At 63.3% G+C, this 21835-nt stretch carries 19 protein-coding genes; 7 read left to right on the top strand and 12 right to left on the bottom strand.

What is annotated here, in order from left to right; all coding sequences use genetic code 11:
- The first annotated feature begins 12 nt into the window (after positions 1 to 12).
- Complete coding sequence (locus EPD80_RS05880; protein ID WP_142810227.1) at positions 13 to 2442, top strand: sensor domain-containing diguanylate cyclase; 2430 nt, start codon at positions 13 to 15, stop codon at positions 2440 to 2442.
- Positions 2443 to 2488: 46 nt separating this feature from the next.
- Here the strand turns inward: EPD80_RS05880 and EPD80_RS05885 are convergent, their stop codons facing one another.
- From EPD80_RS05885 to EPD80_RS05895, 3 genes are all read right to left on the bottom strand, one after another.
- Positions 2489 to 3826 carry an alanine/glycine:cation symporter family protein gene (locus EPD80_RS05885; RefSeq protein ID WP_142810229.1) on the bottom strand — a complete coding sequence of 446 codons (1338 nt, stop codon included), beginning with the start codon at positions 3824 to 3826 and terminating at the stop codon, positions 2489 to 2491.
- Between the two features lie 60 nt (positions 3827 to 3886).
- Complete coding sequence (dmeF, locus tag EPD80_RS05890; RefSeq protein WP_221928876.1) at positions 3887 to 4912, bottom strand: CDF family Co(II)/Ni(II) efflux transporter DmeF; 1026 nt, start codon at positions 4910 to 4912, stop codon at positions 3887 to 3889.
- Between the two features lie 111 nt (positions 4913 to 5023).
- Positions 5024 to 6082, bottom strand: a complete 1059-nt coding sequence (locus tag EPD80_RS05895; RefSeq protein ID WP_221928877.1) for an NAD(P)-dependent alcohol dehydrogenase — start codon at positions 6080 to 6082, stop codon at positions 5024 to 5026.
- Positions 6083 to 6368: 286 nt separating this feature from the next.
- On the opposite strand from EPD80_RS05895, the gene siaA reads away from it, so the two are divergent.
- The 5 genes from siaA to EPD80_RS05920 all read left to right on the top strand — a co-directional run bounded on the left by siaA (position 6369) and on the right by EPD80_RS05920 (position 12112).
- A complete protein-coding gene (gene siaA / locus EPD80_RS05900; RefSeq protein ID WP_142810231.1) occupies positions 6369 to 8366 on the top strand; it encodes a biofilm regulation protein phosphatase SiaA in 1998 nt (665 codons plus the stop codon).
- Positions 8367 to 8380: 14 nt separating this feature from the next.
- On the top strand, positions 8381 to 8923 hold the full coding sequence (gene siaB / locus EPD80_RS05905; protein ID WP_142805388.1) for a biofilm regulation protein kinase SiaB: 543 nt from the start codon (positions 8381 to 8383) through the stop codon (positions 8921 to 8923).
- Between the two features lie 24 nt (positions 8924 to 8947).
- Positions 8948 to 9328: a biofilm regulation phosphoprotein SiaC gene (gene siaC, locus EPD80_RS05910; protein ID WP_142805387.1), complete on the top strand. Its 381-nt coding sequence runs from the start codon at positions 8948 to 8950 to the stop codon at positions 9326 to 9328.
- Between the two features lies 1 nt (position 9329).
- A complete protein-coding gene (siaD, locus tag EPD80_RS05915) occupies positions 9330 to 10142 on the top strand; it encodes a biofilm regulation diguanylate cyclase SiaD (protein ID WP_142810233.1) in 813 nt (270 codons plus the stop codon).
- A gap of 344 nt (positions 10143 to 10486) precedes the next feature.
- Positions 10487 to 12112: a methyl-accepting chemotaxis protein gene (locus EPD80_RS05920; protein ID WP_185957724.1), complete on the top strand. Its 1626-nt coding sequence runs from the start codon at positions 10487 to 10489 to the stop codon at positions 12110 to 12112.
- A gap of 56 nt (positions 12113 to 12168) precedes the next feature.
- On the opposite strand, the gene EPD80_RS05925 is transcribed toward EPD80_RS05920, so the two are convergent.
- The 7 genes from EPD80_RS05925 to EPD80_RS05955 are packed head-to-tail and all read right to left on the bottom strand — an operon-like array spanning position 12169 to position 18745.
- On the bottom strand, positions 12169 to 12933 hold the full coding sequence (locus EPD80_RS05925) for an SDR family NAD(P)-dependent oxidoreductase (protein ID WP_142810237.1): 765 nt from the start codon (positions 12931 to 12933) through the stop codon (positions 12169 to 12171).
- A gap of 59 nt (positions 12934 to 12992) precedes the next feature.
- Positions 12993 to 14588 carry a class I adenylate-forming enzyme family protein gene (locus EPD80_RS05930; protein ID WP_142810239.1) on the bottom strand — a complete coding sequence of 532 codons (1596 nt, stop codon included), beginning with the start codon at positions 14586 to 14588 and terminating at the stop codon, positions 12993 to 12995.
- 49 nt (positions 14589 to 14637) lie between these two features.
- Complete coding sequence (locus tag EPD80_RS05935; RefSeq protein ID WP_142810241.1) at positions 14638 to 15789, bottom strand: acyl-CoA dehydrogenase family protein; 1152 nt, start codon at positions 15787 to 15789, stop codon at positions 14638 to 14640.
- Positions 15790 to 15808: 19 nt separating this feature from the next.
- On the bottom strand, positions 15809 to 16633 hold the full coding sequence (locus EPD80_RS05940) for an SDR family NAD(P)-dependent oxidoreductase (RefSeq protein WP_142810243.1): 825 nt from the start codon (positions 16631 to 16633) through the stop codon (positions 15809 to 15811).
- Between the two features lie 31 nt (positions 16634 to 16664).
- Positions 16665 to 17093: a MaoC family dehydratase gene (locus EPD80_RS05945; RefSeq protein ID WP_142810244.1), complete on the bottom strand. Its 429-nt coding sequence runs from the start codon at positions 17091 to 17093 to the stop codon at positions 16665 to 16667.
- The gene (locus EPD80_RS05950; protein ID WP_142810246.1) at positions 17090 to 17551 is read right to left on the bottom strand and encodes a MaoC family dehydratase N-terminal domain-containing protein; all 462 of its coding nucleotides are present in this window, start codon (positions 17549 to 17551) and stop codon (positions 17090 to 17092) included. The genes EPD80_RS05945 and EPD80_RS05950 overlap by 4 nt, the downstream gene beginning before the upstream one ends.
- A 12-nt stretch (positions 17552 to 17563) precedes the next feature.
- Positions 17564 to 18745, bottom strand: a complete 1182-nt coding sequence (locus EPD80_RS05955; RefSeq protein ID WP_142810248.1) for a lipid-transfer protein — start codon at positions 18743 to 18745, stop codon at positions 17564 to 17566.
- A gap of 159 nt (positions 18746 to 18904) precedes the next feature.
- On the opposite strand from EPD80_RS05955, the gene EPD80_RS05960 reads away from it, so the two are divergent.
- Positions 18905 to 19828, top strand: a complete 924-nt coding sequence (locus EPD80_RS05960; protein ID WP_142810250.1) for a delta(1)-pyrroline-2-carboxylate reductase family protein — start codon at positions 18905 to 18907, stop codon at positions 19826 to 19828.
- Positions 19829 to 19883: 55 nt separating this feature from the next.
- Here EPD80_RS05960 and EPD80_RS05965 read toward each other — a convergent pair whose 3' ends face one another.
- The gene (locus EPD80_RS05965; RefSeq protein ID WP_142810252.1) at positions 19884 to 20942 is read right to left on the bottom strand and encodes a sulfate/molybdate ABC transporter ATP-binding protein; all 1059 of its coding nucleotides are present in this window, start codon (positions 20940 to 20942) and stop codon (positions 19884 to 19886) included.
- A complete protein-coding gene (gene cysW / locus EPD80_RS05970; RefSeq protein WP_142810254.1) occupies positions 20939 to 21835 on the bottom strand; it encodes a sulfate ABC transporter permease subunit CysW in 897 nt (298 codons plus the stop codon). Before cysW ends, EPD80_RS05965 begins: the two co-directional genes overlap by 4 nt.

Genomic DNA, 21835 nt, shown 5'->3' on the forward strand with positions numbered 1-21835 from the left:
TCCCCGCCCCCCATGCGCACGACCCCCGACCTACTCGCTGGCCCTCTGTTCGCCCACTCGCCCGACGCCATTCTCATCGCCGACACGAATGGGGTCGTGCTCGACGTGAACCCTGCGTTCACGGCGCTCACCGGCTACACGCGCGACGAGATCGTGGGCAAGACGCCGCGCCTGCTCAAGTCCGGCCACATGTCCCTCGAGTTCTACCGCACCCTCTGGCAGACGGTACTCTCCGGCAAGCGCTGGCGCCACGACATCCTCAACCGACGCAAGGACGGTTCCCTCTACTGGGCCGACGAGATCATCCAGCCGATCACGCTCGAGGAAACGGACCAGACCGTACTCGTCTCCTTTCAGCGCGACGTCACCGAACTGCGGCGGACCCGAGAAGCGCTGGACGAAGAACGTGCCCGCCTGGAGGGGTTCCTTCGCGCGAGCCCTGCCGTGCTCTACGTGGTCCCGGCCACGGGGACCACCCAGCCCATTTTCGTCAGCGACAACGTCCAGGATCTCCTGGGAATCGCCCCGGCGGAACTCCTCTCCGACCCTTGCTGGTGGCTGGAGCGCATCCACCCCGAGGATCGCGAGGCGGTGGAGCGCACGCTCGACTTCCACCGCTGGCCGGACGACACGCTTTTGCGACGCTACCGCCTGCGCCATGCCGATGGCCACTACGTCTGGGTGGAAGACAAGGTCACGCTGGTACACGACGAACGGGGCGAACCGCGCCTCCTCAGTGGCGCCCTGCTCGACGTCAGCCGCGAAGCCGAACAACGGGCGCTGCTCGACAAGCTCGCCCGCCACCTGCCCGGGGTGATCTACGTCTTCAAGCGCACGCCGGACGATCACATGTCCTTTCCCTACGCGAGCGAAGGGATGCGCCGTATCTGCGGCGTCGACCCCGAAGCAGTCCGCGAAGACGCCACGCCCTTCTTCGCTTCGGTGCATCCCGAAGACCAGGCGGCCATGATGGAGACCTCCGACCATTCCGTCGCCACGCTCGAACCCTGGCGGTTGCTCTACCGGCACGTGCATCCCGACGGGCACGTCGTCTGGGCCGAGGGCGAAGCCACCCCCGAGCGCCAGCCCGATGGGTCCACCCTGTGGTACGGCTTCATCGCCGACGTCACCGCGCGTGTCGAGGCCGAACGCCGGTTGCGCGAGCAGGAGCTCCTCTATCACACCGTGCTCGACAACCTGCAGGAGATCTGCTACGTCGCCGAAGTGACCCCCGAAGGGTTTCGCTTCCAAGTGGGCAATAACAGGCTCTATGAACTGCTCGGCATTGCCCCGGAGCGCTGGATCGGCGCACGCCCCCGGGATCTCTTTCCGGCGCAGACCGCCGAACACATGGAAAAAAATCTCCGCCGCTGCCTCGAGGAAGGACGGACTCTGCGCACCGACACCGCGATGGCCACCGCCCGCGGCTGGCGCGAGTTCTCGGCTTCCCTCACCCCTTTGACAGACAAAGATGGTACGGTGCGCCATATCGTCGGTCTGGTGATGGACGTCACCGACTACAAGCGCGCGATCCGACACGCCCAGGAAGCCTCGAAGCTTGCCACCGAACGGGCGCAAACGCTGGAGACCCTGCTCGATGCCGTCGGCGAGGGCATTTTCGGCATCGATCCCGAAGGAACGATCACCTTCTGGAACCCGGCGGCAGAACGCATCCTCGGTTATCGCGCCGAGGACGTCATCGGCCTGGACGCTCATCAGACCTTTCACGATCGTCTGCCGGATGGAACGCCGTATTTGCGCGACGCTTGCCCGGTGCTGCGTGCCATCTGCGAAGGACGGATGTTTTCCCGCAAGGAAGAGTATTTCCGTCACCGCGACGGTCACTGGGTCGCGGTGCTGCTCACCGTCACCCCCATCCCCGGGGATGGCGCCGTGGCCGTCTTCACCGACATCACCGAGCTCAAGAAGATGCAGGAAGACCTGCGTCGCCAGGCCGAGACCGATCCGCTCACTAGCCTGGCCAACCGCCGCACTTTCTTTACCGCCCTGCTACACGCAGGAGAACGGATAGTCCGCCACGGCGATCGCTGCGCCATCCTGATGCTCGACCTCGATCATTTCAAGGCGGTCAATGACCGCTACGGGCACGCCGTGGGCGATGCCGTCCTGCGCACTTTCGCCACGGTACTGCGCAACGCCTTGCGCGGCAATGATCTCCCCGCCCGCATCGGCGGCGAAGAATTCGCCGTGCTTTTGCCGCACACCGATCTTGCCGGCGCGCTCGCGCTCGCCGAGCGGATCCGTCGCGCCGTCGCCAACTACTGTCGCGTGCCGATGCACCCCGAACTGCGCATGACGGTGAGCATCGGCGTGAGCGAGCTGCTGCCCGACGATCCCACGCCCGAAGCCGCGCTCGCCCGTGCCGACGCCGCCCTCTATCGCGCAAAGCAAGAGGGGCGCAACCGGGTGGTGGTCGCCTGAGCGACCTCCCGGCCCGATCGGCCCGGCGCGCCCTCGCTCTGATCGCTCAAGACGACCCGCCTTTCTGGCCGAAATAGCGCTCCGTCTCCGCCTTCACCACCCGGGCGAGCAGCACGAGCGCCACCAGGTTCGGCAAGGCCATCAAGCCGTTGGCCACGTCCGAGAAATTCCACACGAGTTCCAGCTTCACCGTCGCCCCCACCAGGATCACGGCCACGAACACCGTGCGGTAAATGCGGATCGCCTTGTGCCCGAAGAGGAACTCGAACGCCTTTTCTCCGTAGTAGCTCCAACCAAGCACGGTGGAATAAGCGAAGAGCACCGTGGAGAGAATCACCACCCCGGCCCCCGCGTTTCCGAGGTTGTGGGCGAAGCTGCGCATCGTCAGATCCGCCGGAGAGCCGCCTTCGAGCCAGTGCGGCGCCGTCAAGATCACCAGCGCCGTCATGGTGCACACCACCAGGGTGTCGATGAAGGTCTGGGTCATCGACACCAGCGCCTGCTTCACCGGATCGTCGGTCTTGGCCGCCGCCGCGGCGATCGGCGCAGAGCCGAGCCCCGATTCATTCGAAAACACGCCGCGCGCCAGGCCATAGCGCATCGCCGCCGCCACCGTTGCCCCGGCAAAACCGCCAGCGGCCGAGTAGGGGTTGAAGGCGTGATAGAAGATCAACCCGAGCGCCGGCAATAGTTGGTCCCATTGCAGCACGAGCACGACGATCGCCGCCAGACAGTAGAAGAAAATCATGAAAGGCACGAGCCAGGCGGTGAAGCGCCCGATGCTCTTCACTCCACCGAGGATCACCAAGGCGGTGAGAAAGAGCATGACGCCCCCCGAGACCCAGGTCGGAACGCCGGCGGTGGAAGCAAGCAGTTGCGACACCGAATTGACCTGGGTCATGTTGCCGATGCCAAACGAGGCGATGACGGTGAAGATCGCGAAGAGCACCCCGAGCCAGCGTAGCCCCAGACCGTTGGTGAGGTAGTACATCGGTCCGCCTTTGTAGCCGAGCGCGCCCGGCTCGCGGTATTTCACCGCCAGCACGGCCTCGGCATACTTGGTGGCCATCCCCACTAGTCCCGTCACCCACATCCAGAACACCGCCCCCGGCCCGCCCATGGCGATGGCGGTAGCCACACCGACGATGTTGCCGATGCCGACGGTCGCCGCGAGCGCCGTGGTGAGCGCGGCAAAGTGGCTGATGTCGCCCGCGGCGCTCGGTTCCTTGTGGAAAATCAGCCGAAAAGCATGCCCCAGCGCACGGAACTGCACGCCCCGCAGCACGACGGTAAGATACAACCCCGTGCCCACCAGCAGCACCAGCATCGGCACGCCCCAGACGAAGTTGGCCACGGTGGAGAGCAATTGGTTCAAGGCGTCCATGGTGCCTCCTTGTTCTCGTTATCGATCAAACAATGAATTTCGCCATCATGGACATCGATTTTAGTCGATCGCGGATCGAGCACGATCCGGGGTGCGATTGACCTCGATCGTCAAGTGGCTCAAGGCGGAAAGATCCTTGAGCCGCTCCTTGTACTGCCGGGCGCTTTCGGGCCGTGGGGAATCGAGCGTAACGATGCAGGCATAGGTCTGCGGCCCCAGGCGCCACACGTGCAGGTCGGTGACGCGGGTGAGGCCGTCGCGCTGCAGGCGCTCGACGATCTCGTGCTCGAGCACTCCGAAATCCTCCGCGTCGAGCAGCGAGCGCATGGACGTGCGCGCGAGCCCTACGCTCCAGTAGAGGATCACGGCGGCACCGACCAGGCCGATCAGCGGGTCGAACCAGGCCCATCCTCCCCACTTCCCAGCAGCCAAGGCGGCGATCGCCAGCACAGAGGTGAAGGCATCGGCCAACACGTGCAGAAAGGCACCGCGGTAGTTTGGGTCCGCCGACGGCGCATGCCCGAATCCCTTCGCGGTGACGGCCATATCGTGATGGTGCGCCGCCTCCGTCGCATGCTTTCCCTCGTGCGCATGCCCATGATCGTGATCATGCTCATGCCCTGCGCCGAGAATGAGTGCGCTCACCAGGTTGACGGCAAGCCCGATCACCGCCACGAGGAGCGCCTCGTCGTAGGCGATCCGCTGCGGCGAGAGCAGCCGCCCGACCGATTCCCACACCAACCCCAGGGCGACGAGGGCGAGCAGCAGCGCGCTGGTGTAACCCCCGAGCGCGCTCACCTTGCCCGTGCCGAAGGTGAAGCGCGGATTGGCGGCATGCCGTTCGGCATAGTAATAGGCGAACACCGCCACGCCCAGCGCCGCCACGTGCGAGCCCATGTGCCAACCGTCGGCGGTGAGCGCCATCGACCCGGTGAGATAGCCGAAGGCGATCTCGAAGATCATGGTCACGAAGGTGAGCACCACCACCCAGGCAGTGCGGCGCATGCGTTGCCGCGCATGAGGATCGACTTCGAAGGGATGCTGCCAGGGAGCCAGAGGCGGGAGCGATGACATGGTCGAGGCCATGAAAAAATCCGGTGCATGAACGATTCTCATTCTAGCACCGGATCGATCGGAGAAAGGGAAGAGCGCAAAGGGGGCAAGGGGCAAAAAAAGCCCCCGGCCCCTCGCGTTACGTCACGGTTTGATCGCGACCTTCAGCACGCCATCGCGCTGATTGGCAAAGAGGTCGTAGGCAGCCACGATGTCGTCGAGCTTGAAGTGGTGCGTCACGAGGGCCGTGAGATCGACGCGGCGGCTGGCGACCACTTCCATCAGGCGCCGCATGCGCTCTTTCCCGCCTGGACACAGGGTGGTGACGATTTTGTGGTTGCCCAGGCCGGCCGCGAAGGCATCGAGCGGCATTTCCAGCTTGCCGGAATACACGCCCAAGCTCGAGAGCGTCCCGCCGGGTTTGAGCACGCGCAAGCAGGCCTCGAAGGTTTGTTGCGTGCCCAGCGCCTCGATGGCGACATCGACACCGCGTCCGTTGGTGAGCTCCATGATTTTCTGTACCGGATCGACTTCCTTGAAGTTGATCACGACGTCGGCCCCGAGCTTACGCGCGATCTCGGCGCGCGCCGGTACCGCCTCGACGGCGAAGATCTTCGTGGCCCCCATCAGCTTGGCTCCGGCCGTGGCGCAAAGCCCGATCGGCCCCTGGGCGAAAACCGCCACCGTGTCGCCGATGCGCACGTGCCCTCTCTCGGCACCAGAAAAACCCGTGCTCATGATATCGGGGCACATCAGCACTTCTTCGTCCGTGAGGCCGTCGGGAATCAGCGTGAGGTTCGCCTGCGCGTTGGGAATGCGCACGTATTCGGCCTGACAGCCGTCGATGGTATTGCCCAGCTGCCAGCCACCCATGTGTTTGTGGCCGCATTGGCTCGATTGGCCATCGAGGCAGCTATTGCACTGGCCGCAGGGCGTGATCGCCCCAGCGATCACGCGTTGGCCGACTTCGTAGCCGGTCACGGCGCTGCCGAGTTTCTCGATGACGCCCACCGGCTCATGACCGACGATGAGACCGGACCGCACGGGGTATTCCCCTTTGAGGATATGCACGTCGGTGCCGCAGATCGTCGTGGTCGTGACGCGCAGCAGCGCATCGGTGGGCCCGATTTCGGGGATCGGACGCTCCTGCAGTTCGATACGCCCCGGCGCCACGAACACGGCGGCTTTCATGGTCTTCTGCATAAGGTTCTCCTTTCACGACGGTGAAGCGGCACCATGCGGCCTCACGCTCCTTTCAGCATAGCACCATCCCCTCGTCGAGAACAGGGAAGCATCCGATTTTGTGTCATAAAGGTATTTGCCAATTTGACTTCGGAAGTGCACTTTTCCCAGCATTCGACCCGAGGAATCCCGACACACGCCTTCCCTTGCCAGATCACCACGTCCCAGAGAAAATTTTTCTCCAACAATACATTACGGCATCGGTTTCCCCTCTATACTATTGCGCCAACGACGAGGGAGCGCCGACATGGCCAAATGGGGGTTCGGGATACGAGCGAAATCTACCCTGGCGCTCTTGCTGGTGTGTCTCGTCGTCCTCGTTCCCGTCGCCGCCATCGGCATGCAGCTCTTTCAGGGTCTGCGCGAGCACTTCGCCGAAACTTGGGCGCGCAATTTCACCGAACTGCACGGCGAGCGCATCGCCGGGCCCCTGTCGCGCGAAGTCGCTCTGGCTCGGCGCTTGGCCGGATCGATGTCGATCCGCAATTGGTTGCGCCGTGAAGACGACGAAGCCTTACGGCAGCAGGCTCGGCTCGAAGCCGAAGGCTACCGGCGCGATTTTCTCGGCCGTGCCTGGTTCCTGGCCAGTCGCGGCAGCCTCGCCTATTACTTCGACGACGACGCAACCTCCGAAAGTCTCGTCCCCCGCTATCGCCTCGATCCCGAAAAACCGGAAGACGCCTGGTTCTTCGCCACCTTGGCCGCTCCCACCCAGGTCAACATCAACCCCAACCCGGACCGGTGGCTGCAACAGGTCATGGTATGGATCAACGTCGTCGTGGAAGACCAGGGAGAACGCCTGGGCGTGGCAGGAACCGGAGTCGATCTCACCACGTTCATCTCCTCCTTCCTGCACACCACGGAAGCCGGGGTCACCCCCATCATCATCGACCGCAAGGGCGCCATCCAGGCCCACCCCGACCCCCAACGCATCGCCTGGTCCTCCGGCGCCACCGGCACCGTCTCACCCGCGCACACGTTCTCCGAGCAGCTGACCGGCACAGAAGACGCGGCGCACCTGGCCGCCGCCATGCAGCGCACCGCCGCCACCCCCGGCACGGTCGAGGTCATGCCCGCCCTCCTCGACGGACGCCGGCAGATGCTCGCGATCACCTGGCTCGAACCCTTGCAGTGGTATCTGATCACCGCCGTCGACCTCGAAACCGTCCATCTGTTCGAAGATACCTGGGTGCGCATCGCCGTGGGCATCGTCGTGCTCGTGCTGCTCTCCGTTCTGACCCTCTTCACGCTGTCGGTCGATCGTCTTCTGCTCCAACCGCTACGCGGCCTGCACCGTTCCGCCATGGCACTGGCTTCCGGTCGCTTCGACGTTCCCCCTGCCGATGCAGGGCGAGACGAGCTCGGCGACCTCAACCGCGCCTTCGCCCACATGGCCCGGCAGATCGCCAACCAGACCCAAGAACTGGAGGACGAGGTTCGGGCACGCACGGCCGAGCTTCGGGATGCCAATGCCGCCATGGCTGCCAGCCAGAAAAAACTCGGCGACTCCATCCAATATGCCAGCTTGATCCAGCGTGCGCTGCTGCCGGACCGTGCGCTTGCCACACTGCTGGGCGAACACCATTTCGTCTTATGGCGACCGCGGGACATGGTCGGCGGAGACTTCTATCTCTTTCGCGCCGAACCCCAGCACTACCTCATAGGCATCGTCGATTGTGCCGGGCATGGCGTACCCGGCTCATTGATGACCATGCTCGCCCGCACCGCCTTCGACGATGCCATGAACCGACATGGCATCGAACATCCAGCCGTACTGCTGGAGCAGGCCGACGCCACCCTGCGTGGCATGCTGGATCAGGCCCATCTGCCGCGTGCCATCGCAGCGAGTACCGATGCCGCCCTGGTGTATGTCGACCGAAACGCCCGGCGGCTTCGTTATGCCGGCGCCCGCATCGACCTCTATTGGAGCGATGGCGATACGGTACATGAGCTGTCCGCCGAACGACGCTCGCTCTGCGACCGCAAAAAAGGGGAATACACCGAAATCGAGATTCCCTTACGAGAAGGCGTCACCTACACCCTCGTCACCGATGGTTATCTGGACCAGGCGGGAGGCGAGCACGGTTTCGGGTTTGGCGACACCCGCTTTCGCGAAGTTCTACGGCACGTCGCCCGCCTGCCCTTCGATCACCAGGCTCAAGCCGTGGATGCAGCGCTCGAATCCTGGCGCAGCGGACTGCCACAGCGCGACGACATCACCCTGTTGTCCTTTCGTATCGATTGAACGGAGTACCTACCATGTTGGACATGGATTTTCTCTGCTTGCGCGAACTACTACAGAATCATCGAATTCTGCTCTGTTTCAATGGTCCGATCTCGCGCAGCCTGATCGAGGAGATAGGATTCGCCCTGAAAAACTACCTCGAAGCCGACCATGCTCGCCCATCGGCTGCAATGGATGTCTTTGGAGCCTATGTCGAGCTGACCCAAAATATCCGTCACTACGCTGCGAGCAAGGGATATGGGGATACCGACAGCGCTGCCACCATCCTCGTGGCCTGCGACGAGGATGGTGCCTACCTCATCCAAACGGGGAACGTCGTCGATGCCGCCGACGCGAGCCCGCTCCTCGAACGCATCGCCCAGCTCGCCGCCATGGATCCGATCGAACTCAAGCACGCCTACAAGACGCAGTTGCGCCGCCCTATCGCCCACGGCGCTTCGAGCGGTGCGGGTCTCGGCCTCATCGACATCGCCCGCAAGGCCAGGCGCCCCTTGATCGCCACTCAGCGGCCACTCGATGACGGAAAGATCTTCTTCAGTCTGCGCGCCATCCTCTGATCGCCCCCGACTCGGAGCATGCACATGAGCACCTCGTTCACCCTGCCCGGCACCCAAACCACGCCAACGATCGTTGCCGATTGGAATGAGGGATTGCTGCAGATGTCGGGCGACTCCTACCCGGAAAACTCCTTCGACTTCTTTACCGGCACGCTCGACTGGGTCGAATCGTTTCTCAAACGAGAGCGACGCCCCCTGCGCCTCGAGCTTCGTTTGCTCTACATGAACACCAGCTCGGTCAAAGTCATGATGGACATCTTCGACCTCCTGGAAGATGCCCACAAACTGGGACAAGAAGTCAGTGTCGTCTGGCGTTTCGACCCTCGCAACGAGCGAGTCGAGCTCCTCGCCGAAGAATTCCGCGAAGACTGCACTTTCCCCTTCCACATCTGCGCCGAGGTCTAGGATGAAGGGACTGCCCGTCTCACCCTTTGGTCAGACCGACGAGTCGGCTCTGCTGGAAGAAATCGACCGGTTCCTTGCCTCCGGCGCACATCAGGACAATCCTTTGCGCGATCTACTCGTGCGCCTGCTCACACTGCACCGCCAGCAAAACGAACGATTGCTGCGCCTCATCCACCTCTCCGACGGCTACCACGACCTCGGTCGCATGCAATCCGCCTCCCTGGCGCAACGGCTCGAACGCCACCTGCACCGGCTGGAGAAACTCGCTCGTATTTCGGACAGATACCAGGATCAACTGCGATCACTCAACGATGCCCTGCTCAAGTCTTCGCTCAAAGACCCGCTCACCGAACTTGGCAATCGACGCTATCTCATGGAACGCCTCGGCGACGGACACTTCCCGGCGAGCAATCCGACCGAACCATGCTGCATCGCCATGCTCGACGTCGACCACTTCAAACGCATCAACGACGGCTGGGGCCACGAGATAGGCGACGAGACGCTCAAGCATATCGCCAGCGCCTTGCGAGAAACCATACGCCATAGTGACATCATCGGACGCTGGGGAGGAGAAGAATTCCTCCTGATCTTCCCCGCCACGGAACTCGCCGAAGCCCTCGTGATCGCCGAACGCATACGCCAGGCGATCATGGCCATCTCCATTGCCCATCCTCTCGGCCCTGTCACCGTCTCGGCCAGTATCGGGCTCACCCTACGCCGGCACGACGAGCCGCTCACCATCACCCTCAGCCGCGCCGACGAAGCCCTGCTGCAAGCCAAACGAACGGGACGCAACCGCACCGTGACCGATTAACCGTCGGGCCGCAGAAAAGCAAGAAAACCATCGCAATCCGCTTCAGGGCAAGGCGCCCGAAGCGCCGATAAAGAACGGCGCGCGGGCCCATCCTCCCCGTCGAGCTCCGCGCAGACGCTCACCCGGAAGCGTCGATCTACATTGGATGTAGACCGCCTGCACCGCCGTGGCAGGCCCGAATGCGCGCCAGACGCTCGTGCGGCGAGACAGGCTCGATCACACGATCGTCCGCTTCGACATTCATGCTGATTTGGTGGTAAAAAACCCGATTATTTTGGCATTCGTCGGTCGCCTCCCGATCTAGAATGAAGTTACATCCCGCAACAAAACCCGAGGATCGTCCCATGGCACTGACCGTCAAGACCAAGCTCGTCGCCTCTTTCTGTGCCGTCGCCGTAATGATCGCTTTCGCCATCGTGCTCACTAACTACAACCTCGGACGCATGGCCGAGGCCACCGACGAAGTCGACCGCTCCCATCAAGTGATCACCGACCTCACGCGCATGCGCGAGGCGCTCATCAACATGGAGACCGGTGCCCGCGGTTTCGCGCTCACCGGAAAAGAAAGTTTCCTCGAGCCGATCAGCATCGGAGAAAAGGCACTGGAATCAGCTTTTCAAGACGCGCTTGCCAAAACGCGCAACCCGCAGCGCCGAGCCAACATCGAAAAGCTGTACCAGATGGGCAAGGAATGGGGCGAAGAAGGGCTCAAGCCCATGATCACCCTGCGCCGCGACGTCGATGCCGGCAAAGCCTCGCTCGAAGATCTGCAAGCGTTCGTGCGCACCGAGCGCGGCAAGCAAAAAATGGACGAGATCCGCGCCTTTGCCGCGCAGATCATGGACGAACGCCGCCGCCTCCTCGAGCAGAGACTCGAGGAACTAAAGCAGGCATCGAGCCAAACCGAGATCGCCCTCTACAGTAGCGGCGCCATCGCCTTCGCCCTGGCGATCGCACTCGCGCTGGCGCTCGCGCGCAGCATCGGGGGACGCATCACCATTGCCCTGAACGCGGCCGAGGCCACCGCCGCCGGCGATCTCACCACGCCGGTGCGCGTCGAAGGCGGCGACGAGATCGGCCGCATGCTGCAGGCGGTGGCCACGATGCAGCAGTCGCTGCGCGAAATGCTGGGCGAGATCCGCCGCAATACCGACCAGCTCGCCGAGGCGGCCACGGCGCTCGCCGTCGTCGCCGGTGACGTGGAGCGCGCCGTCAATGAGCAGAACGACGCCTCCTCGACCATGGCCGCAGCGGTGGAGGAGCTCACGGTGAGCATCGGCGAAGTAGCGAAGAACGCCGAGGAAGCGAGCAACGTGGCGCACGAATCCGGCGAGATCGCCAAGGAAGGCAGCGAAGTGATGCGGCGCACCGTCGACAGCATCAAGCGGATCGCCGAGCGCGTCACCCAGGCGGCGCAGGACATCGGTCAGCTGGAAAAACACTCCGCCGAGATCAGCTCGATCGTCAACGTGATCGAGACGATCGCCGAACAGACGAACCTACTCGCCTTGAACGCCGCGATCGAGGCCGCCCGTGCCGGTGAATACGGCCGCGGATTCGCGGTGGTGGCCGACGAGGTGCGGAAACTCGCCGAGCGCACCACCGTCTCGACCCAGGAGATCACGGAGATGGTCGCCCACATCCAGCAAGGCACGAAACAGGCCGTGGCGACGATGGAGACCAGCGTGACCGAAGTCGAGGAAGGCGTGCAGCTCGCCAACGCTGCCGGCGAATCGATCGAGCGCATCGCCGAGGGCTCGGGCCGCGTCATCGACTACGCCAGCCACATCTCCGACGCCCTCAAGGAACAATCCATCGCCAGCAACCAGGTGGCACGCAACGTCGAGACCATCGTGCAGATGGCCGAGAAGAACCATCAAGCGGTCAACCGCGCCAGCGCCACGGTGAAACTCATCGAGGAGGCGATGCAGACCCTGCGCAACGCCGTCGGACGGTTCAAGATCAATTGAACGTCATCGATCATCCGATGCTCCTTGCGACTCGGAACGAGCGCAAGGAGCATCGTTCAGCGGCAGGTATAGCCCCCGTCGATGACCAACTCCGAGCCGGTGACGAATTTCGCCTCGTCGCTGGCGAGGTAGACGGCGCCCCAGGCGATGTCGTCCGGTTCGCCCAGATGACCCAAGGGATGCAGCGCTTCGAGCGCCTTGCGCGCTTTTTCTTCTTCCGGCAACTGATGCAAATACCCTTCGACCATGGGGGTGGCGATGAATCCCGGATGGATGGAATTCACGCGGATGCGGTCGGCGGCGTAGAGCAGCGCGTCGGTCTTGGTCATGAGCCGCACCGCCCCCTTGGAAGCATGGTAAGGAGGCGAATCAGGCGCACCGACCAAGCCATAGATGGACGAGAGATTGATGATGCTCCCTCCTCCACCTTTTTTCAGGTAGGGCACGGCGTGTTTGGTGCAGAAGAACACCCCTTTGACGTTGACCGCCATGACCGCGTCCCACTCGGCTTCGCTGATCTCGTGGGTGGGCTTGTTGACCCCGGCGATGCCGGCGTTATTGACGAGCACGTCGAGCCGACCGAAATGCGCCACGACCTCGGCGAACACTTGCTGCACTTCGGCCTCGCGCGTAACGTCGCAGCGCCAAGCTCGCGCTTGGTACCCCGCGTCGACCAGCTCCTGCGCCACCGCCTGCGCTGCTGCCAGATCCACATCGAGCACAGCCACCTTGGCTCCCTCCTGGGCCATCCGCCGCGCGGTAGCGGCGCCGATTCCCTTGCCAGCACCGGTGACGAGGGCGACTTTTTCTGAAAGGCGCATTGGACTTTCTCCTTGATGAGTGAATCGTCGCCCAACGAGGGCGCCGCTGGCATGAGGAATCACGCTTGCATCGATTGAGCGTACCGCTCCCGCAGCGCCCGCTTCAAGAGCTTACCAGCAGAAGTCGTGGGCAGTTCGTCAGTGAAGAAAATATATTTTGGTACTTTGAATGCGGCCAAACGTTCGCGGCAAAAACGACGTACCTCCTCCTCGCTCAGCTGCTTTCCAGGCCGCACGACGATGGCCACGGCCACCGCTTCGCCCCAGCGTTCATCGGGCAGACCGAAGACCCCGCACTGCAATACGTCCGGATGCGTACCGATCACCGTTTCCACTTCTTGGGTGAAGACGTTCTCCCCGCCCGTCTTGATCATATCCTTCTTGCGATCGGCGAAGAAGTAATTTCCTGCCTCGTCACGAAAGAGGACGTCTCCGGAATGAAACCATCCATCACGAAACGCCTTGGCCGTCGCCTCGGGATTGCGGTAGTACCCCTTCATCACCACCGGTCCGCGTACCAACATCTCTCCGGGCTCACCAGGGGGCACCTCTTGGCCGTCCTCGTCGACGAGCTTGAGCTCGGCCCCATAAACGACGGGGCGCCCTACCCAACGCCCGTCCCCGTTGGGGACCTCCGCCCACGTTCGGAACAAGCTCTCGGTCACTGGCGTAGCCGTCGTCTCTGAAGACCCTTGCACGGTGAGGAACTCGGCGTTGGGCGCGAGCCGGTTCCAGCCATCGACCATCGCTTGGGGAATGGTCGAGGACCAGGACATGAGCACGCGCATGCGCGGTAAAGTAAGCTCGGGCGAAGCCTCCTTGAGGAGGGCTACATACAAAGCCGGAGGCAGGGCGATCAAAGTGATTCCCCGCTGTTGCAACAAAACGAGCATCTGTCTAGGCACCGGCAGCTGAGTCATGACGACTGTCTGTCCCGCCACGTGGGCCATCAACGTGATGTCGAACCCAGCCATGTGGATGAGCGGCAAGGAAATGAGCCATACGTCTTCGGGTCGAAGACCGACGGTGAGCGCGAAGGTGGTGTGCGAAGCGAAGAAATTGCGATGTGTGGTCAACACGCCTTTTGGGGCGCTCTCGGTGCCACTGGTAAAGAACATGGTTGCCACGTCCTCGTCTTCGATCGCCACCTCGGGAATGGAGGTCGAAGACTGCAGCAGGGCTTCGAAGCGTAGTCCTTGCGAGGGTGGAGGGTCGCTACCCAAGGAGATCCACACCACCTGCTCGAGCGAAGCCGGTGCCTGCGAAAGCGCTGGAGCCACGAGATCGTGCAAGCCGTCTTCGACGAAAAACAGCTTGGGTTCGGCGAAATGCAGCAGATGGGCGATATCTTCACTGCGCAGCATAAAGTTGATGGGCACGAACCAGGCCCCGAGCTTCATGAGGGCGTAGGCAGTGAGCACCATCTCCGGGGCATTGTGCGACACCACGGCTACCCGGTCTCCCTTGCGCACCCCAAGCGCATACAGGCCGGCAGCCAGACGCTCGATCTGCTCCCCGAGTTCGGCGTAAGTGAGGGTGCGCTCACGTCCGTCGGCGTAATGGTAGGACAGAGCCACCCGATCAGGATAGCGGGTCGCAGCGCGGCGCAAGGCGTCACTCAAAACGCCCCGGCGCAGCAGATTCATGTCGTCCATTTTTGTCTCCTCCCACGATCCAGGGGATGTCCCTCCCCTTGTGTTCGCTTCATCCAAAAGTACGCGCGATCAGCTCTTTCATGATCTCGTTGGTACCGCCGTAGATCTTCTGCACACGGGCATCGGCGTACATGCGGGCGATGGGGTATTCGAGCATGTAGCCGTAGCCGCCGAAGAACTGTAGGCACTCGTCGATGATCTCGCACTGCTTCTGCGTGGTCCACCACTTGGCCATGGAAGCGGTGGGCGCATCCAGCGTCCCTTCGAGCATGCGCTGGACGCAGTGATCGACGAAGAGGCGCCCGATGTAGGCTTCCGTTTGCCGCTCGGCCAGCTTGAAGCGGGTATTCTGGAAATCGAGGATGCGATGTCCGAAGGCCTTGCGCTCGCGCACGTAGTTCAAAGTATGGTGCAGCGCCGCCTCGATCACGGCGATGGCGCCCACCGCGATGATGAGACGCTCGCGCGGCAGCTGGTTCATCAGCTGATAGAACCCTTTGCCTTCCTCACCACCGAGTAGGTTCGCCACGGGCACGCGCATGTCTTCGAAGAAGAGCTCGGCAGTATCCTGTCCTTTCTGGCCGAGTTTCTTCAGCAAACGACCGCGCTTGAAGCCGGGCAAGTCACGCGTCTCGGCGACGATCAAAGAGACGCCTTTGGCTCCGGGCACGGTCGTGTCGGTTTTACAGACGATGATGAGCAGATCGCAGTGATAGCCATTGGAGATGAACGTCTTGGAGCCGTTGATCACATAGTCGTCGCCACGGCGCTCGGCCCGCGTGCGCACTGCTTGCAGGTCGGAACCCGTTCCCGGTTCGGTCATGGCGATGGCACCGACCATCTCACCCGCGGCCATCGGCGGTAGCCAGCGCCGCTTCTGCTCTTCGGTGCCGTAGGCTTCGATGTAATGGGCCACGATCTCGTGCACGCCCTTGGCCCAGCTGGTGTTACCCGCATAGGCCTGCTCTTCGAGAATCACCGCCTCATGGGCGAAAGTAGCCCCTCCTCCGCCGTATTCCTCGGCCACGTCGGTACACAACAGACCGGCGGCGCCAGCCTTGCGCCAGAGATCGCGGTCGACATATTGCCGCTCGTTCCATTCGTCTTCATGCGGCGTGATCTCTGTGGCGATGAAGCGGCGGGCGCTTTCGCGCAGCAGCTCGAGCTCTTCGTTCATCCAAGGGGATGGCAATTGTCTCATCGTCTCGTCCTCATGATTCTTACATCGTGAATCCGCCGCTCACGAGCACCACCTGCCCGCTGACGTAGTTCGACTCGGGGGTGCACAGGAGATAGACGGCGTCAGCGGCCTCCTCCGGCGTGCCGGCGCGCCCGAGCGGAATCGTCGCTTCCATGGTCTTCAGGAGGTCGGGATTGACGCCAACCTTGATCTTGCGCCCTTCGACGTCGATGGTGGCGTCGCTACCGGCCGGGGCTTCGGTGAGGCGAGTACGAATGAGGCCAAAGGCGACGCAATTCACGTCGACCTTATAGCGCCCCCATTCACGCGACAGCGCCTTGGTCAGCCCGATCACGCCCGCTTTGGCCGCGGAATAGTTCACCTGACCTGCGTTGCCGCCAATGCCGGCAATGGAGGAGATGTTGACGACTTTGCGAAATACTTCTTTCCCTTCAGCCGCCTCTTTCTTCGCCTGATCGCGAAAGTAATCGGCTGCGGCACGCAAGATGCGGAAAGGAGCCGTGAGGTGTACGTCGATGATGGCGTACCACTGCTCGTCGGTCATCTTCTGGATCACGTTGTCCCAGGTGTAACCGGCGTTGTTGACGATGATGTCGAGCCCGCCGAAGCGCTCGATCGCGGTATCGACGAAACGCCGAGGAAAGTCGGGATCGGTAACGCTCCCGGAACAGGCGAAGGCACGCCCCCCTTTGGCCGTGATCTCGGCCACCACCGCTTCGGCGGGTTCAGGGTCGAGGTCGTTGACGACGACGGCTGCCCCTTCGGACGCCAATTTGAGCGCGATCGCCCGGCCGATGCCACGGCCAGAGCCGCTGACGATGGCCACTTTACCTGCAAGTTTCATGTCTTTTTCCTTTTTGGACAAAATGAAAAAATCAAGGCAAGGCGACAAGGGCCTCGCCGATCAGCTTTGCTTCGCCCTGCAAGTCGGCGGCGACGAGCTCGAGGGCGACGAGTCGCTCTCCGCCCTCCTCGCGCCTGTCGACGACCTTGCCACTGCAGCGCAGCTGGGTCCCCACCGGCGTGATGGCAACGAAGCGCACGCCGAAACGGCGCAAACAAGGCTGTGGGGCCCAATGGGTGAGATAGCGCCCGAGCAAGGCCATCGAGAGCATGCCGTGCGCGAACACATCGGGCATACCCGCGGCACGGGCGAAATCCAAGTCGATGTGAATGGGATTGTGGTCACCCGAGGCGCCGGCAAAGAGCGCCAAGGTCGTCCGGGTGATGGGGGGAAAGGTCATCGGCGGCAACTCCTGGCCGATCTGAATCGCGTCGTAGCGCGGAGCGTTCGAAGTGCTCATGCGGCGGTCTCCTGTGGATGGCGCACGACGATGACACTGCGCATCTCGACCATGCAACGCCCCGAAGCCAGATCGGTGAGCGTCGAATCCTTGACGATGAACTCGAGCGCACCGCCTTTTTTGGCATAGATATCGGTGATGCGCGACAGCAGTTCCAGCCGATCGCCTGCGCACACGACCCCATGGTAAGTGAAACTCTGCTCACCGTGGAGCACGCGCTCGATAGGAATGCCGAGGCGATCGAGAAGGATTTCCGTGGCCCCCGAATCCATCTCGGCAGCCATCAAAAAAGTGGGGGGCGCCGGGATGCTGCGATAACCGGCCGCGCGCGCGGCGTCTTCGTCGAAATATTCCGGTCGGGTCTCGCCGATCGCTTTGGCAAAGAAGCGCAGGCGTCCCTTCTCCACCTCGAACTGAAACGGCGGCAGCGTCGTGCCGATATGGCTGCGATCGATCATCTCGCTCCTCCTTCAGACTGCTTGATAGAGGGTGACGACGCAGGCACCACCCAGCCCCAGATTGTGCTGCAAGGCGAGACGCGCCCCCTCGACCTGGCGCGACCCGGCGCTACCGCGCAGCTGGTGCACGAGTTCGGTGCATTGGGCCAAACCAGTCGCCCCGAGCGGATGTCCTTTCGAGAGCAGCCCTCCCGAGGGGTTGGTGACGACGCGCCCACCATAGGTATTGTCGCCATCCTCGACCATCTTCTCGCCTTCCCCTTCGCCCGCCAGCCCCAGGGCTTCATAGGTGAGGAGCTCATTGGTGGCAAAACAATCGTGCAGCTCGACGACGTCGATTTCCTCGGGGCCGACGCCTGCAGCCTCATAGACGCGGCGGGCCGCCTCGCGGGACATGTCGTAGCCGACGAGTTGCATCATGTTGCGCGCTGCGAAGGTGCTGGGCGTATCGGTGGTCATCGCTTGAGCGAGGATCTTCACCCGCCGCTCGAGCCCCTTCTTCTTGGCGTAGTCTTCGGAGCAGACGACGGCCGCTGCTGCGCCACAGGTAGGCGGACAGGCCATGAGGCGAGTGAGCGGCCCCATCAGCACGGGCGAGGCCATGACTTCTTCGGGCGTGACCTCTTGGCGGAACAGCGCCAAGGGATTGCGCGCCGCGTGGCGGCTCGCCTTGGCGCGGATCTTGGCAAAGGTTTCGGGGCGGGTGCCGTAGCGCTGCATGTGCGCAAGACCTGCTCCGGCAAAATAGCGAATCGCCAAGGGAACGTCGGACGCGCCGACGAGCTCCTCACACACTTCGTCGAAGGGTTCGAAGGGCGATGGGCGATCGGTGTAATTCGAACCGAGCGCACCAGGGCGCATCTGTTCGAACCCCAAGGCGAGCACACAGTCGGCTGCCCCTGATTCCACCGCCTGCCGGGCCAGGAAAAGTGCCGTCGAGCCGGTGGAGCAGTTGTTATTCACGTTGACGATGGGAATCCCCGTCATCCCGAGGGGATAGAGCGCCCGCTGACCGCAGGTCGAGTCGCCATAGACATAGCCGACATACGCCTGTTCGATGTCGGCATACTCCACGCCGGCATCGGCCAGCGCACGCCTTGCTGCCTCGGCACCCATTTCGTAGTACGGTGCACTCGCCCCCGGCTTGGCGAACGGAATCATCCCGACGCCGCAAACATAGACTGCTCTTGCCATCACTTCCTCCTCGTGTGTATCCCGGCCTCTAGGGTGCGACGACGCTTACCCAATGACCGATTGATTCGACCATAACAAAAAGTTTACTATCGGTCAATAGATTGATATTTATGTTTGAATCTACGGTGTACCCACAGAAAAGCAAAAGGCGCAAAAACGATGAACACGAGCAACGACGCAGACAGGACGACAGAGACGGCAAAACTGTTGCCTTATGGGGACTTGGCCGAGGAAATCGCGGCCTTACTACAGCGGGACGACATCGTGATCCCCCAACGCCTGGTCATGCCCTTGGCCAGCGGGGGCTCGTTTTTCATCATGCCGGCCACGGACGGAGAAGTGGCGATCAGCAAGGTGATCACATTTACGCCGACCAATCCAGCCAGCGGACGTCCTACGATCATGGGCGACGTCCTGGTATTCGAAGTTGCCACTGGCGAGCGCACGCTGATTCTCGACGGCCCGAGCGTGACCGCCCGGCGTACCGCTGCCGTTTCACTGCTCGCAGCGCAGCGCCTGGCACCGAACCCTGCAGGCCCTTTGTTGATCGTCGGCGCCGGGGTCCAGGGGCGAGCCCATCTAGAGGCTTTCGTGTCGGAGTTGCCCTTGACCGAAGTGTGGATCACCTCGCGCACGCGTACAAGTGCCGAGCGCTTGCGCGACTATGCCCGCACCTTGGGGGTTAGCGCCGAGATTTGCGAGGATCCGGACCAGGCCCTTCCCGACTGCCCCTTAGTCGTCACGGTCACACCGGCCGACAAGATCGTCATTCATGGCACTCCCCGCAAGGATGCCTTTATCGCCGCCGTGGGCGCATTCACCGCCAAGATGGCGGAACTTTCCATCGAAACCTGCCGCTGGATCGCAACCCATGGCACCATCGTGCTCGATAGCCCCGACGCGGTCCACGAAGCAGGCGACCTGTTGCAGGCCGGACTGGAAACAAACCAGTACCCCACCCTCCAGGACGTCATGCGCACCCCCGACCACCCTCGCACCGGCCCCGTACTTTTCAAAAGCTGTGGCTGGGCGGGTTGGGACCTTGCCGCTGCCCGCCTCGCCCACCGCCTCAACCGTTCTTGATCTCTCCCTGCCCACCGCACTCGCCTCGGGCTGGCCATACAAACTGGGGACCTCACTATTCCACCGCGAACACCCGCAGCCGGGCCGGCACGAGCCGCACCGGCTGGCCGGGAGTGAGCCCCAGGGCGGTGCAGCGCTCGCGCGGTAGCTCCACTTCGAAGCGGCGCGCGGGCTCACCCTCTCCGTCGAGTTCCACTCGGGCGCTCGCGCCGAAGGCGAGGATACGGGCCACGCGGGCCGGCACGCCCCGATCCGACTCGGCCGGCACGATGTCGAGCTCGAAGGGCCGGGCGAAGGCGATCACTGCTTCGCCCGCAGGAAGGGGCGCCTCGTGCAGCAGGAGCGCCTCGCCCACGCGCACCCCCGATTCTTCCACCCGCCCCTCGAAGCGGTTGACCGAACCGAGGAAGTCGTAGACGAAAGGAGTGGCGGGATGATGATAGACCTCCTCGGGCGAGCCCACCTGTTCGACCCGGCCGCGGTGCATCAGCACCACACGGTCGGCCACTTCCAGCGCCTCTTCCTGGTCGTGGGTGACGAAAATGGAAGTGACGTGCAGCTCGTCGTGCAGGCGCCGCAACCAACGGCGCAGCTCCTTGCGCACTTTCGCATCCAGCGCCCCGAAGGGTTCGTCGAGCAGCAGCACCTTGGGTTCGACCGCCAGGGCCCGGGCGAGCGCGATGCGCTGGCGCTGCCCGCCGGAGAGCTGCGAAGGGAAACGATCGGCGAGCCAGTCGAGTTGCACGAGTTCGAGCAGCGCCATCACGCGGCGGCGGATCTCGGCCTCGCTCGGGCGCTCGCGCCGCGGTTTCATGCGCAGACCAAACGCCACGTTGTCGAACACGCTCATGTGCCGAAAGAGCGCGTAGTGCTGAAAGACGAAACCGACGCGGCGCTCGCGCACGTGGGTGTCGGAAGCGTCCTCGCCGTCGAAGAGCACCTGCCCCGAGTCGGACTGCTCCAGCCCCGCGATCACGCGCAATAGCGTCGTCTTGCCGCAGCCGGAGGGACCCAGCAACGCCACGAGTTCGCCGTCGGGAAAGGCGAGCGAGACGTCGTCGAGTGCGGTGAAGGCGCCAAAGCGCTTGCAGATGTGTCGGACTTCGATGCTCATGTGCGACTCCCGCGACGCAGGGCGGCAAAATCGCCGCGCCGCTCGATGGCGTGCTTGACGACCAGGGTCACCAGGGCGAGCAGCGCCAGGAGCGAGGCGACGGCGAAGGCTGCCGAAAACTGGTATTCGTTGTAGAGGATCTCGACATGCAGCGGCAGGGTGGTGGTCTGGCCGCGGATGTGCCCGGAGACGACGCTCACCGCACCGAATTCGCCCATGGCGCGGGCATTGGTGAGGATCACCCCGTAGAGCAGACCCCACTTGACGTTGGGCAAGGTCACGTGCCAGAAGGTGCGCCAACCGCTCGCGCCCAGCACCACCGCCGCCTCTTCCTCCTCGCGCCCCTGCGCCTGCATGAGCGGCACGAGCTCGCGCGCCACGAAGGGGAAGGTGACGAAGACGGTGGCGAGCACGATGCCGGGCACGGCGAAGAGGATTTTCACCTCGTGCGCCGCGAGCCAAGCGCCGAACCAACCGGAACCGCCGAAGAGCAGTACCAGCCCCAGACCCGCCACCACCGGCGAAACCGAGAAGGGCAGATCGATCAGGGTGAGCAGCAGCGCCTTGCCGCGGAAGGAGAATTTCGCGATTGCCCAGGCAGCCGCCACCCCGAAGACGAGGTTGAGCGGCACGGCGATAGCGGCGGCCAGCAGCGTCAGTTTCAGGGCGGCGAGCGCATCGGGCTCGACGAGCGCGGCCAGATACACCGCCCACCCTTTGCGCAGCGCCTCGACGAAGACCGCCAGGAGCGGCAGCAGCAGGAAGAGACCGAAGAAGGCGAGCGCGAGCGCGATCAGGGTGCGCCGCACCCAGGCGGGCTCGGTGGTGACCGGCCGCACGGCAGCGCGGCGGGCGGGCAGTTCGAGCGCGGGCAACGCGGCAACGGCGTCCAT

Source organism: Tepidiphilus olei, assembly GCF_006980705.1.
In the GTDB taxonomy this organism is placed as follows: domain Bacteria; phylum Pseudomonadota; class Gammaproteobacteria; order Burkholderiales; family Rhodocyclaceae; genus Tepidiphilus; species Tepidiphilus olei.

Bases quoted from the DNA above. Each gene is read 5' to 3' on its own strand.
- EPD80_RS05880 (WP_142810227.1), top strand. From the start codon at position 13: ATGCGCACGACCCCCGACCTACTCGCTGGCCCTCTGTTCGCCCACTCG.
- EPD80_RS05885 (WP_142810229.1), bottom strand. From the start codon at position 3,826: ATGGACGCCTTGAACCAATTGCTCTCCACCGTGGCCAACTTCGTCTGG.
- dmeF (WP_221928876.1), bottom strand. From the start codon at position 4,912: ATGGCCTCGACCATGTCATCGCTCCCGCCTCTGGCTCCCTGGCAGCAT.
- EPD80_RS05895 (WP_221928877.1), bottom strand. From the start codon at position 6,082: ATGCAGAAGACCATGAAAGCCGCCGTGTTCGTGGCGCCGGGGCGTATC.
- siaA (WP_142810231.1), top strand. From the start codon at position 6,369: ATGGCCAAATGGGGGTTCGGGATACGAGCGAAATCTACCCTGGCGCTC.
- siaB (WP_142805388.1), top strand. From the start codon at position 8,381: ATGTTGGACATGGATTTTCTCTGCTTGCGCGAACTACTACAGAATCAT.
- siaC (WP_142805387.1), top strand. From the start codon at position 8,948: ATGAGCACCTCGTTCACCCTGCCCGGCACCCAAACCACGCCAACGATC.
- siaD (WP_142810233.1), top strand. From the start codon at position 9,330: ATGAAGGGACTGCCCGTCTCACCCTTTGGTCAGACCGACGAGTCGGCT.
- EPD80_RS05920 (WP_185957724.1), top strand. From the start codon at position 10,487: ATGGCACTGACCGTCAAGACCAAGCTCGTCGCCTCTTTCTGTGCCGTC.
- EPD80_RS05925 (WP_142810237.1), bottom strand. From the start codon at position 12,933: ATGCGCCTTTCAGAAAAAGTCGCCCTCGTCACCGGTGCTGGCAAGGGA.
- EPD80_RS05930 (WP_142810239.1), bottom strand. From the start codon at position 14,588: ATGGACGACATGAATCTGCTGCGCCGGGGCGTTTTGAGTGACGCCTTG.
- EPD80_RS05935 (WP_142810241.1), bottom strand. From the start codon at position 15,789: ATGAGACAATTGCCATCCCCTTGGATGAACGAAGAGCTCGAGCTGCTG.
- EPD80_RS05940 (WP_142810243.1), bottom strand. From the start codon at position 16,633: ATGAAACTTGCAGGTAAAGTGGCCATCGTCAGCGGCTCTGGCCGTGGC.
- EPD80_RS05945 (WP_142810244.1), bottom strand. From the start codon at position 17,093: ATGAGCACTTCGAACGCTCCGCGCTACGACGCGATTCAGATCGGCCAG.
- EPD80_RS05950 (WP_142810246.1), bottom strand. From the start codon at position 17,551: ATGATCGATCGCAGCCATATCGGCACGACGCTGCCGCCGTTTCAGTTC.
- EPD80_RS05955 (WP_142810248.1), bottom strand. From the start codon at position 18,745: ATGGCAAGAGCAGTCTATGTTTGCGGCGTCGGGATGATTCCGTTCGCC.
- EPD80_RS05960 (WP_142810250.1), top strand. From the start codon at position 18,905: ATGAACACGAGCAACGACGCAGACAGGACGACAGAGACGGCAAAACTG.
- EPD80_RS05965 (WP_142810252.1), bottom strand. From the start codon at position 20,942: ATGAGCATCGAAGTCCGACACATCTGCAAGCGCTTTGGCGCCTTCACC.
- cysW (WP_142810254.1), bottom strand. From the start codon at position 21,835: ATGGACGCCGTTGCCGCGTTGCCCGCGCTCGAACTGCCCGCCCGCCGC.